Origin of the sequence: Gallibacterium genomosp. 3 (assembly GCF_001678475.1) — a bacterium.
Taxonomy (GTDB): Bacteria; Pseudomonadota; Gammaproteobacteria; order Enterobacterales; family Pasteurellaceae; genus Gallibacterium; species Gallibacterium faecale.
This window is the reverse complement of record NZ_JTJR01000001.1, coordinates 1-11482: the sequence shown is the minus strand read 5'-3', so window position 1 is coordinate 11482 and position 11482 is coordinate 1. Positions and strand designations below refer to the sequence as shown.

Sequence of the window (11482 nt, the reverse complement as noted above, 5' to 3'; positions counted from 1 at the left end):
ACGTTTGCGTAAATTTAATAATAAGGAGTTACTGCCTGCCATTTTAAATCTGTATATAATAAGTATCTTCAAGTCATTTAGGGGAGAAAGACCATGCAAGAAAAATTAATTGCATATAAAACTATGCCGGTTTGGAATACAAAAACTTTACCAGCTATGTTTCAAGAAAAGCACAATACTAAGGTAGGTACATGGGGACAATTACGTGTTCTAAAAGGTAAATTAAAATTTTATCAACTCACTGAAGATGGTGATGTAATTTCAGAACATATCTTCACGCCAGAAAGTGAAATTCCTTTAGTTGAACCACAAGCTTGGCACCGCGTTGAAGCCTGTTCAGATGATTTAGAATGTCAGTTATCTTTCCTCTGTTGTCAATCGGATTATTTCAGCAAAAAATATAACCTCACCACAACCCATTCAGAAGTAAAAGCAGCAAGTGAAATCCTTTCTCCATGTAAAGTATTGGATTTAGGTTGTGGACAAGGACGTAATAGCTTATATCTCAGTATGTTAGGCTATGATGTAACTTCTTGGGATCATAATCCTAACAGTATCCAATTTCTAAATGAAATGGCTGAAAAAGAACAGCTTCCTGTAAAAACAGCGATTTATGATATTAACTCAGCGAATATCCAAGAAAATTACGATTTTATTGTTTCTACCGTTGTATTTATGTTCCTGAATGCACAAGCAGTACCAAATATTATTCGCAATATGCAACAACATACCAATATTGGTGGTTATAACTTAATTGTTGCAGCTATGGATACTGCCGATGTTCCTTGTCCAATGCCATTCTCCTTTACCTTTAAAGAGGAAGAATTACGTAATTATTATCAAGACTGGGAATTGATTAAATACCAAGAAGAAATGGGCGAACTACATAAAACCGATATTCACGGCAATCGTATTAAAATGAAGTTTGTCACTATGTTAGCGAAGAAAATCCGTTAAAATTTGAGTCGATAATTTCTCACCAACAACCAAGCGTGTTAGACTGTATAAAAAAGCAGTATTTTATGGAGACAAATATGAACGCTTGGCAAAAATCAGTGTTAGTATTAAGTTTGGTTGTTGGTGGACAATCTTTTGCAACAGAAACATCAACCCCTAAAACCCCTAATCAACCTGCTCAGAAAATAGATCAATATAGCTTACAACGTCAACAATATCAGGAATTTATGCAATTCCTTAGTGGGAACGTCAGTGATAATAGTGTGGCTTTAGCTGCACAATTACTACCTAGTTTGCAGGATTATCCTCTTTATCCTTATGCATGGTATCGGGTACTTATCAAACAATCACTTATACCATTAGCACAATTACAGCAATTTCTTGCGGCTTATCCAGATTTTCCACTCAATAACACATTGATTGATCAGTTCTACCAAAAAGCTTTTCAGCAACAGAATTGGTCTTTGATCGATACAGGGAAACTACTATTCCCTGCACAAAGTACTGCTCAACACTGTATGCAACTGATTGCAGCACAAAATTTAACAAAAAATCCAACAGAACTTACCAATGTTTGGCAAGCCACTGAGAAACTATGGCTATCTGGAGAAAATTTACCTAAACAGTGTGTACCGCTTTTTGAAGCTTGGCAGCAAACAGGAAAACTCAATGAAACACTTATCCAACAACGTGCTGATTTAGCGATCACAGCACAAAACCGCAGTTTATTAAGCTATTTGCAGAATTTGAGTAAGGATGATGCAACAAAACAGCGTCTACAATCTTGGCTTAATTTGTTAGCTCAACCACAAAATTTAAACAAAATTACAGAAAATTGGTCTGTGACCCCACAAAATAAACAAATTTTATTAGCTAACTTGCCCCGCTATTTTCGTACCATAGCCGAACAAGATTTAGATTTTTCCGCTATACAGCAACAACTTGCTCAGTGGCAACAAAAGTGGCAATTTTCTGATACTGAAATGAATCAAATAAAACGTTCTCTTTTACAACGTTTTTTTGATAATACACAACCACAATGGTTACGTTGGCGTGACCAACAATTATCACTTCTAAAAGATGAGGCATTAATCGAACGCCGCTTACGTGTTGCGATCCGCCAGCAACAACCGCTTACTGAATGGTTTAAATTACTTTCCAAAGACACACTAAACAAAGATGAATGGCGTTATTGGCAGGCATGGCAAGATCAAAAACAAGGTAAACAAACTCAAGCTAAAACAGTCTTGCAACAATTAAGCCAACAACGTGGTTTCTATGGTTTACTTGCTGCAGAAACCTTGGGTATTGATTATCAACCACCAATGCAAGATATTACACAACCAATCTCTTTTGATTCTCTTTGGCAACAGCCTAAAATTCAGCGTGCATTACAACGAATCACAGAACTGCGCTATTTTCGTTATATTGACGATGCCTATACTGAATGGGCTTTCTTATTAAATAATGTAACAAAAGAACAAGCATTATTATTAAGCGAATATGCCACACAGCAAAATTGGTATGATTTATCTGTGGCGGCAACTATTCAAGCAAAAGCATGGGAATACATTCGTTTACGTTTGCCTTTAGCATATCAACCTTGGTTTGAGATTAATACAGCCAATAAAACCATTTCACTTTCTTTTGCAATGGCTATCGCTCGCCAAGAAAGTGCTTGGCGTCAAAATGTCCGTTCTTCTGCTAATGCTATTGGATTAATGCAGTTATTACCAAGTACTGCAAAAGCAACTGCACAACAAGCACAATATCATCCTCAACAAGCAACAAAACTTACTGATCCACTAACCAATATTCTTTTGGGAACAACCCATTTAGAGCAATTAGCCGAAAAATATGGTGATAATCGTTTATTAATTGCTGCAGCATATAACGCTGGTGCAAATAGAGTAGATCAATGGTTAGCAGACAATAATGGTAAATTATCTATGGTAGAGTTTATCGCCTCAATTCCATTTTATGAAACCAGAAATTATGTGCAAAATGTTGTAAGTTACGATTATTACTATCAAATTTTGACTAAACAACCGAGAAAAAAATTCAGCAAAACGGAAACTGATCGAGTATACTAGTTTAATAGTAAGTGAAAGGAGCAAACTATGTATATTAGTCGAGATTTAGAACAGTGGCAGCAAGTCCTGGATTTCTTAAAAAATGGGTTTGCAGAAGGCAAAGAACAAGAAATGTTAATGATGTTACTTACACCAGATGAACGCGATTCTCTTGGTTTACGCCTACAAATTATCAAACAACTATTAGAAAAAAAACTTTCACAACGGGAGATCCAACAAAATCTTAATACTAGTGTTGCAACCATTACACGTGGTTCTAATTTAATTAAAAGTATTGATTCCGACTTTCTACAATGGGTAAAAACACAATTAAATGTTAAAGATTAAACATTTATGCTCACAACGTTGTTATTCACGTTTAGCCAAATATTGTTTGATACTTATCGGCGTGTTTTTTTGTAGCATTGTTTTACTACGTTTTATTCCTATCCCTTATTCTACTTATATGCTGCAAAAAACAGTGGAAAATCTGTTTAACTCCAACTATCACACACAGCATGACTGGGTAAGTATTGATGAAATTTCGCCAGCGATGCAGCTTGCTGTTATTGCAGCAGAAGATCAGCGTTTTCCAGAACATTGGGGATTCGATATTGACGCAATTGAAAAAGCTTTAAAACATAACCAATCTTCTAAACGTACTCGTGGAGCTTCTACCATTTCACAACAAACAGCAAAAAATCTCTTTTTGTGGTCAGATCGTAGTTGGATACGAAAAGGTCTAGAAGTGCCAATTACATTAAGTTTAGAGATTTTTTGGTCGAAAAGGCGTATTCTAGAAGTCTATCTCAATATTGTCGAATTTGGGCCAGGAATTTTTGGGGTAGAAGCGGCTAGCCAATATTATTTCAAAAAAAGTGCTGCTAAATTAACGCGTTATCAAGCAGCTCTACTTGCAGCTGTATTACCTAATCCTATTTTATATAAAGCTAACCGCCCTTCTGCCTATGTTCAATCTCGACAAAATTGGATTTTGCGACAAATGCAACAACTTGGGAATAGTTATTTACAACAACTAAATTAACCTTAAAAGGAGGAAAATGATGAGTATTTTAATTACTGGTGCATCAGCGGGATTTGGTGCTGCAACCTGTCGTGCTTTTGTTAAAGCAGGTTACAAAGTAATTGGTGCAGCGCGTCGTTTAGAAAAATTACAACAACTACAACAAGAATTGGGAAATAATTTCTATCCATTAGTCATGGATGTTGCTGATCAACAATCAATTGATGCTGGATTATCTTCTTTGCCAGATGAATGGAAAAATATTGAGCTTTTAGTCAATAATGCAGGCTTAGCCTTAGGACTTGAGCCAGCTCATCAAACCCATTTTTCTGACTGGAAAACAATGATTGATACTAATATTCTTGGCCTAATTTATTTAACTCGTCAAGTGTTACCACAGATGGTTGAACGTAACCAAGGTACAATCATTAATTTAGGTTCTATCGCGGGGACTTACCCTTATCCAGGTGGTAATGTGTATGGTGCAACTAAAGCCTTTGTGAAACAATTCAGTTTAAATCTTCGAGCTGATTTATCTGGTACCGCAATTCGTGTATCTAATGTTGAACCAGGCTTATGTGGTGGCACAGAATTTTCAAATGTCCGATTTAAAGGTGATGATGAACGAGCAGCTAAAGTTTATGAGGGTATTCAATATATCCAACCTGAAGATATTGCCAATACCATTCTATGGATTTATCAGCAGCCAGCTCACGTCAATATAAATTCAATTGAAATTATGCCTGTTGCTCAAAGTTTTTCACCTTTAAAAGTGGCTAAAAATAGTTAATTATGATCAAAAAAGTGGCAAAAACTAAATTTTGCCACTTTCTCTTTATTCTCTGGTATCTTCTCTTATCAGCTTTTCTTGTTTTGAATGATAAAAATAGAGATAAATCAATCCAATAGGTGCAATAATCCAACTAAATCCGAAGCAAAGCGCCATCGTCATAAACTTTACCATCAATAATAAAATAGGATTCACAAAAAAGATATGATCACCCAAGATAAAATCCACAATAGACTCATACACAAAACGAGAGTAAGGATATAACAGAAGTAATACGGTCAGCATTAATACTGCTGTAATTAATTTACTATCAATAGCCCCTTTACTTGCTTGTAGCAGTAATCCACACATTAAAGTATATAAAATAAAACCAAAAAATAAATGCCTTAAATAATAGCTTTTATTCAACCCACCAAACGTTTTACTAATAAATGACATCATTATCCTCCATCTCTTTTTTATGCTGATAAATCAAGTTTAGTTTGATGATTACCCCCTGTCAAAAAGAGATCTTATCAATCAAAATAAACTTTCTTTCATATTAGACATAAAACTCTCATAATAAAGAATTTTATTCTCTTCTTTTTCATAAAGTAATGTTTGATAGTTATTTTCGGAGGTCATATGGTTTCGAAAAATAATTCAGATATTGCAAAATCTATTGGAAAAGCCATTGCTAAATATCGAAAAGCAGCAAATTTATCACAATCTCAATTAGCTGAAATTATCGAGGTAAGTAATGATGCTATCTCTAGAATGGAACGAGGGACAATCGTACTAAATGTCATCAGGCTATTTGAGTTTGCTGAGATTTTTGGTTGCAACGTAGCTGATTTACTCGTTGAAAATAGTGAACGATTAGAAGATCAAGAATATAGATTAGCTAAAAAGCTTGCTCAATTAAACAAAGAAGACAGGGATAAACTGCTCGATATTATCGAAAATATTTTACAATGGAAACAACAATAAAAATGGGGCTACCAAGCCCCATTTCTATTTTATACTTTCACTAACTATGCTTCTTGAGAATCATCATCTTTAGATTCTGAAGTTTCTTTTACTTCTTCATCTGTTTTATCTTTTTTCTCTGAATTTTGGTTAGGTTTAGTTTTTTCAACCCATCCTGCTGGTGGGGTCACTTCTTGACGTTCCATTAATTGCTTAATTTGAGGTTCATCAATCGTTTCATATTTCACTAATGCATCTTTCATTGCATGTAAAATATCCATATTATCAATTAATAGCTGTCTTGCTCGTTGATAATTACGAGATACAATATCACGCACTTCTTCATCAATTGTATGCGCAGTTTCATCAGACATATGTTTCGCTTTTGCCATTGAACGGCCTAAGAAAACTTCACCTTCATTTTCTGCATATAAAATGGGCCCTAATTTACTTGAAAATCCCCACTCAGTTACCATCTTACGAGCAATATTCGTTGCCACTTGAATATCATTAGATGCACCAGTTGAAACATTCTCGTCACCATAAATCAATTCTTCTGCAATACGACCCGCATATAAAGTAGAAAGTTTACTTTCTAATTGTTTTTGACTAATGCTAATTTGATCTCCTTCAGGTAAGAAGAAAGTCACCCCTAAAGCACGACCACGTGGAATGATCGTAACTTTATGTACAGGATCATGTTCTGGCACTAAATAACCAACAATAGCATGGCCCGCTTCATGATAAGCAGTTGATTCCTTTTGTTTATCCGTCATCATCATCGTACGACGTTCTGGCCCCATATTGATCTTATCTTTTGCTTTCTCAAATTCGATCATAGTAACCAAACGTTTATTTGTGCGTGCTGCGAATAATGCGGCTTCATTCACTAAGTTAGCAAGATCCGCACCTGAATATCCTGGAGTACCACGAGCAATCGTCATTGGATCTACATCGTTACCCATTGGGATTTTACGCATATGCACTTTTAAAATTTGTTCACGGCCACGTACATCTGGCAAGCCTACAACGACTTGGCGGTCGAAACGACCTGGCCGAGTTAATGCTGGGTCTAATACATCAGGACGGTTAGTTGCAGCAATAACAATTACCCCTTCATTTCCTTCAAAACCATCCATTTCAACTAACATTTGGTTTAGAGTTTGTTCACGTTCATCATGACCACCACCTAAACCAGCACCCCGTTGGCGACCAACAGCATCAATTTCATCAATGAAGATTAAGCAAGGTGCTGCTTTTTTTGCTTGCTCAAACATATCGCGCACACGAGAAGCACCAACTCCAACAAACATTTCTACGAAATCAGAACCTGAAATGGTAAAGAAAGGAACTTTAGCCTCACCAGCGATTGCTTTTGCTAATAAAGTTTTCCCTGTTCCTGGAGGCCCTACCATTAAGATACCTTTTGGAATTTTCCCACCTAATTTTTGGAATTTACTTGGATCTCTCAAGAAATCAACAATCTCTCCAACCTCTTCTTTTGCTTCATCACATCCAGCCACATCAGCAAAAGTTGTTTTAATTTGTTCTTGGGTCATCATTCTGGCACGGCTTTTACCAAATTTGAGGGCACCGCCGCCACCGCCGCCTTGCATCTGACGCATAAAGAAGATCCAAACCCCAATCAACAGTAACATTGGGAACCACGAAATCAAAATTTGTGCAAATAATCCACGTTTTTCAGGCGGTGTACCAGACACTTTAACATCTTTCTTTAATAAATCGTCCAGTACCTTATCATCATATAGTGGCATTACTGTTTGATATTTATCACCATTTTTTTTGGTTACAGTAATCTCATTACCATCAAAGACAGTTTCAGATATTTGATTATTACCAATATCAGTAATAAAAGTAGAATAGTCCATCGAATCTCGTGAACTACTAGAAAAGCCTTGGAAAACTGTCATCAGAACAACAGCTACAACACTCCAAAGCATGATATTTTTAAGCATATTATTATTTTTCAAGGTAAATCCTCGTCCTTTTGGTTTGGTTAAAAAACTAGTTAGCAGTAGTGGTTAAAGCTTATAACCTGTCGCAACAATATATACTTCCCGAGAACGATCTCTAGACGCCTCTGGTTTTCGAACTTTCACATTGGTAAACAATGAGCGAATTTCTCGTAGATATTCATCAAATCCTTCTCCTTGAAACACTTTCACCACAAAACTTCCACGTGTAGCAAGCACTTGCTTACACATATCCAAAGCTAATTCAACAAGATACATTGCACGAGGGATATCTACCGAAGGCATACCACTAAAATTAGGTGCCATATCAGACATCACAACATCAACTTTACTCTCGCCAATTTTTTCAAGTAGTGCATTCAACACCTTTTCCTCACGGAAATCACCTTGTAAAAAATCAACACCAACAATTGGATCCATATCCAAAATATCACACGCAATGACTCGCCCTTTCTGCCCAATTTGAGTAACAACATATTGTGACCAACCACCAGGTGCTGCTCCCAAATCAACCACTGTCATATTTGGTTTAAATAACTTATCTGTTTTTTGGATTTCATCTAATTTGAAATAAGCTCTTGAACGTAATTTTTGTTTGTGAGCTTGCTGAACAAATTTATCTTTGAAATGTTCGTTGAGCCAACGAGTAGAGCTAGCAGAACGTTTTTTCTTACCCATAACTACTAAAATTAAAATGTTTACTTTGATATCAAAAAATACCGATACTATATGATGATTGTTACCTAAATTTCAAGGTAAAGTGATGTAAATTCAACGAATACAATAATAGGTAATACAATTATATCTAATTCTTGTCTAATAAGATGTCAATCCAGTAATTTTACGGGATTTTCTTTCTATTTTTTCGATAAATGTTTAGAATAATACGTTTTTAGATATTACTTAAAGGATCCTTATGTCATTGACTCTTTCAACTAAACAAAAACAATACTTAAAAGGATTAGCACATCACTTAAACCCAGTAGTACTTTTAGGTGGAAATGGTTTAACTGAAGGTGTTATTGCTGAAATTGATAATGCCTTAAGTCACCATGAACTAATTAAAGTAAAAATTTCTGGTGTTGAACGCGATGATAAAGAACTCGTCACTGCAGCTATTGTTCGTGAAACGGGGGCTTGCGCAGTACAACGCATTGGCCATATTTTGGTGCTTTACCGTCCAAGTGATGAACCCACAATCATCCTACCGAAAAAATAATTTTATATATCCAAAAAAGAAAGCTTCTTAAACCTACAGGAATAAGAAGCTTTTTACTTTAAATAAACTTATTGCTTATTTTAAATAACTACATAATAAATTGACTTTATCCGTGCGTTCCCAAGGGAATTGTTCACGTCCAAAGTGACCATATGCAGCAGTCTGGCGATAAATTGGCTGAATAAGATCTAACATTTTGATTAAACCATACGGACGTAAATCAAAATGTTCACGTACAGCATTAACCAATACTTCATTATCAACTTTACCTGTACCAAAAGTTTCAATCATAATAGAAGTTGGCTCTGCAACACCAATCGCATAGGATAATTGAATTTCACAACGATCAGCTAAACCTGCTGCAACGATATTTTTTGCAACATAACGAGCTGCATATGCCGCAGAACGATCCACTTTTGATGGATCTTTACCCGAAAATGCTCCACCGCCATGACGAGCTGCACCACCATAAGTATCAACAATAATTTTACGCCCTGTTAAACCACAATCCCCCATCGGACCACCAATTACAAAGCGACCAGTTGGATTGATAAAGTATTTAGTATTTGCTGACAGCCATTGCTCAGGTAATACTGGTTTAATAATTTCTTCCATAATACCTTCGCGTAAATCTTTATCACTAACACTATCTGCATGCTGACTTGAAAGGACAACTGTATCAATACCTTGGATCTTGCCATTTTCATAGATAAAAGTAATTTGGCTTTTTGCATCAGGACGTAGCCAAGGTAAAGCACCACTACGACGGACTTCAGCTTGCTTTTCCATTAAACGGTGAGCATAAGTAATTGGTGCCGGCATTAATACTTCTGTTTCATTCGTTGCATACCCAAACATGATACCTTGGTCACCAGCACCTTGATCTAAAGGATTTTCTCTATCAACGCCTTGATTAATATCCGAAGATTGTTTACCAATACCATTTAATACTGCACAGGAATGTCCATCAAATCCCATTTCTGACGAGGTATAGCCAATATCACAAATTACTTGGCGAGCAAGGTGTTCAATATCAACCCATGCAGATGTAGTAATTTCACCACCAATTAAAGCCATCCCAGTTTTAACATAAGTTTCACAAGCAACACGCGCTTTTGGATCTTGTTCTAAAATAGCATCTAATACTGCATCTGAAATCTGATCTGCAATTTTATCTGGATGTCCTTCAGAAACAGATTCTGAAGTAAATAAATATTTTGACATAAAAATTCCTTATTAAAATTTAAGTAGTAAATTTCAATTTATCTTTATCTTAAATAAGTAGAAAACATTAAAGAGAAGTTATTAAATAGATGTTTTTACTTCTAGACGGCTATAATACTGTTTATTTTACATTTGACAAGTATTTTTTAGCTAATTATCGGTTATCTAATGATTTCATATTCTTATAAAAAATTAGATGATCGCTAAAACGATCATCCTAATTAAGAAAATGTTTATAATTTTTTATTTAGCTATTGTTCAACTTTTTCCCTCTCCCACTCATCATCAAACCACATAGGAACTACCCATATACGAAAAGCTTTAATCAATATACCTATTCCCCATCCAACAATAACCCAAATTACCCACCAATAATCTGGTGTTACTATTAAATTAATTAGAAATAGCAAAAGGTTTATAACAACATAAATACTCAATTGAATATAAAAATCTCTTATTCGGCGTACTTTCTTTAATGCTGTTTTTATTTCAGGTGTAATCATAGAGTGTACCTCATCTTCCACTGGTGGTTGTTGTAGAGTCGTAATACTGACCTGAAATACTGCGGCTAAAGCTGCCCAAGTTTCCAAACCAACACAATCTCCCTTTTCCACTCGATAGATTGTACGTATAGATAACCCTGTTAGTTCCGCTAATGTCTCTTGAGTCCAGCCATTTTTTTCTCGCAAAATCTTGACAGAATTCATACATAGAAACCTCTTATTAATAAAATTCATATCACATCATAAATAAAACGTTAAAAATAAGCGAACACCATAAATTAAATTTAACGCACTATCGATATTCTCACTTTATAAAAGGTTTAACCATGACAATTATCAGACAAAAAACTGACATTAATGTTAATAAGGACAACTAAATAACTTAACTGATAAGGGGTGAAGTAATAATGCAAAATAAGATAATGACAAATTGCACGTGAAACATATGTTTTTTTCTACTATTCGATAAAGACCTAGCTTCACATATCATTCAGGTGGCATGATGAACACCGATAATAAATTTTCTGCAAAAAAAAACGCTAACCTCTTGGTTAGCGTCCTTCTTTCTTATTCAAACCTGGCAGTGACCTACTCTCACATGGGAAATCCCCACACTACCATCGGCGTAACAACATTTCACTTCTGAGTTCGGCATGGATTCAGGTGGATCTATTGCACTCTCGCCGCCAGGATAATTCTTTTTATTCCTTGCTTTTTTGCTCTATCTTGTTCTTTGTTCTTTTCTTTTTCT

General features: G+C 35.4%; 12 protein-coding genes and 1 rRNA gene. 7 read left to right on the top strand and 6 right to left on the bottom strand.

The genetic code is table 11. The features are described 5' to 3' along the window. Positions 1–93 precede the first annotated feature (93 nt). The 5 genes from tehB to QV06_RS00045 all read left to right on the top strand — a co-directional run bounded on the left by tehB (position 94) and on the right by QV06_RS00045 (position 4843). Complete coding sequence (gene tehB, locus QV06_RS00065; protein WP_065236382.1) at positions 94–957, top strand: SAM-dependent methyltransferase TehB; 864 nt, start codon at positions 94–96, stop codon at positions 955–957. Between the two features lie 77 nt (positions 958–1034). Continuing rightward, a complete protein-coding gene (locus tag QV06_RS00060) occupies positions 1035–3050 on the top strand; it encodes a transglycosylase SLT domain-containing protein (RefSeq protein WP_065236381.1) in 2016 nt (671 codons plus the stop codon). A 27-nt stretch (positions 3051–3077) separates the two neighbouring features. After that, on the top strand, positions 3078–3377 hold the full coding sequence (gene trpR / locus QV06_RS00055; protein WP_065234864.1) for a trp operon repressor: 300 nt from the start codon (positions 3078–3080) through the stop codon (positions 3375–3377). Next, the gene (gene mtgA, locus QV06_RS00050; RefSeq protein WP_065236380.1) at positions 3364–4074 is read left to right on the top strand and encodes a monofunctional biosynthetic peptidoglycan transglycosylase; all 711 of its coding nucleotides are present in this window, start codon (positions 3364–3366) and stop codon (positions 4072–4074) included. Before trpR ends, mtgA begins: the two co-directional genes overlap by 14 nt. 16 nt (positions 4075–4090) lie before the next feature. Next, positions 4091–4843, top strand: a complete 753-nt coding sequence (locus QV06_RS00045; protein WP_209435857.1) for an SDR family oxidoreductase — start codon at positions 4091–4093, stop codon at positions 4841–4843. Between the two features lie 45 nt (positions 4844–4888). On the opposite strand, the gene QV06_RS00040 is transcribed toward QV06_RS00045, so the two are convergent. Then, positions 4889–5284, bottom strand: coding sequence for a hypothetical protein (locus QV06_RS00040; RefSeq protein WP_245174209.1), 396 nt, complete (start codon positions 5282–5284; stop codon positions 4889–4891). Positions 5285–5467: 183 nt separating this feature from the next. On the opposite strand from QV06_RS00040, the gene QV06_RS00035 reads away from it, so the two are divergent. Then, complete coding sequence (locus tag QV06_RS00035; protein WP_065236377.1) at positions 5468–5812, top strand: helix-turn-helix domain-containing protein; 345 nt, start codon at positions 5468–5470, stop codon at positions 5810–5812. A gap of 44 nt (positions 5813–5856) precedes the next feature. Here the strand turns inward: QV06_RS00035 and ftsH are convergent, their stop codons facing one another. Together ftsH and rlmE are read right to left on the bottom strand one after the other, a co-directional pair. Next, a complete protein-coding gene (gene ftsH / locus QV06_RS00030; protein ID WP_065236439.1) occupies positions 5857–7767 on the bottom strand; it encodes an ATP-dependent zinc metalloprotease FtsH in 1911 nt (636 codons plus the stop codon). A gap of 66 nt (positions 7768–7833) precedes the next feature. Beyond that, positions 7834–8463 carry a 23S rRNA (uridine(2552)-2'-O)-methyltransferase RlmE gene (rlmE, locus tag QV06_RS00025; RefSeq protein WP_065236376.1) on the bottom strand — a complete coding sequence of 210 codons (630 nt, stop codon included), beginning with the start codon at positions 8461–8463 and terminating at the stop codon, positions 7834–7836. A 238-nt stretch (positions 8464–8701) separates the two neighbouring features. Here rlmE and yhbY point away from each other — a divergent pair, with 238 nt between their 5' ends. Beyond that, the gene (gene yhbY / locus QV06_RS00020) at positions 8702–9004 is read left to right on the top strand and encodes a ribosome assembly RNA-binding protein YhbY (protein ID WP_082984992.1); all 303 of its coding nucleotides are present in this window, start codon (positions 8702–8704) and stop codon (positions 9002–9004) included. A 75-nt stretch (positions 9005–9079) separates the two neighbouring features. Here the strand turns inward: yhbY and metK are convergent, their stop codons facing one another. The 3 genes from metK to rrf all read right to left on the bottom strand — a co-directional run bounded on the left by metK (position 9080) and on the right by rrf (position 11422). Beyond that, positions 9080–10228, bottom strand: coding sequence for a methionine adenosyltransferase (gene metK, locus QV06_RS00015; protein ID WP_065236375.1), 1149 nt, complete (start codon positions 10226–10228; stop codon positions 9080–9082). A 251-nt stretch (positions 10229–10479) separates the two neighbouring features. Then, the gene (locus QV06_RS00010) at positions 10480–10935 is read right to left on the bottom strand and encodes a helix-turn-helix domain-containing protein (protein WP_065236374.1); all 456 of its coding nucleotides are present in this window, start codon (positions 10933–10935) and stop codon (positions 10480–10482) included. A gap of 371 nt (positions 10936–11306) precedes the next feature. Beyond that, positions 11307–11422, bottom strand: a 5S ribosomal RNA gene (rrf, locus tag QV06_RS00005). Positions 11423–11482: the final 60 nt, after the last annotated feature.

What these genes read in the sequence shown, in the direction of transcription:
- tehB (WP_065236382.1), top strand. Translation starts at nt 94, where the DNA reads ATGCAAGAAAAATTAATTGCATATAAAACTATGCCGGTTTGGAATACA.
- QV06_RS00060 (WP_065236381.1), top strand. Translation starts at nt 1,035, where the DNA reads ATGAACGCTTGGCAAAAATCAGTGTTAGTATTAAGTTTGGTTGTTGGT.
- trpR (WP_065234864.1), top strand. Translation starts at nt 3,078, where the DNA reads ATGTATATTAGTCGAGATTTAGAACAGTGGCAGCAAGTCCTGGATTTC.
- mtgA (WP_065236380.1), top strand. Translation starts at nt 3,364, where the DNA reads ATGTTAAAGATTAAACATTTATGCTCACAACGTTGTTATTCACGTTTA.
- QV06_RS00045 (WP_209435857.1), top strand. Translation starts at nt 4,091, where the DNA reads ATGATGAGTATTTTAATTACTGGTGCATCAGCGGGATTTGGTGCTGCA.
- QV06_RS00040 (WP_245174209.1), bottom strand. Translation starts at nt 5,284, where the DNA reads ATGATGTCATTTATTAGTAAAACGTTTGGTGGGTTGAATAAAAGCTAT.
- QV06_RS00035 (WP_065236377.1), top strand. Translation starts at nt 5,468, where the DNA reads ATGGTTTCGAAAAATAATTCAGATATTGCAAAATCTATTGGAAAAGCC.
- ftsH (WP_065236439.1), bottom strand. Translation starts at nt 7,767, where the DNA reads ATGCTTAAAAATATCATGCTTTGGAGTGTTGTAGCTGTTGTTCTGATG.
- rlmE (WP_065236376.1), bottom strand. Translation starts at nt 8,463, where the DNA reads ATGGGTAAGAAAAAACGTTCTGCTAGCTCTACTCGTTGGCTCAACGAA.
- yhbY (WP_082984992.1), top strand. Translation starts at nt 8,702, where the DNA reads ATGTCATTGACTCTTTCAACTAAACAAAAACAATACTTAAAAGGATTA.
- metK (WP_065236375.1), bottom strand. Translation starts at nt 10,228, where the DNA reads ATGTCAAAATATTTATTTACTTCAGAATCTGTTTCTGAAGGACATCCA.
- QV06_RS00010 (WP_065236374.1), bottom strand. Translation starts at nt 10,935, where the DNA reads ATGAATTCTGTCAAGATTTTGCGAGAAAAAAATGGCTGGACTCAAGAG.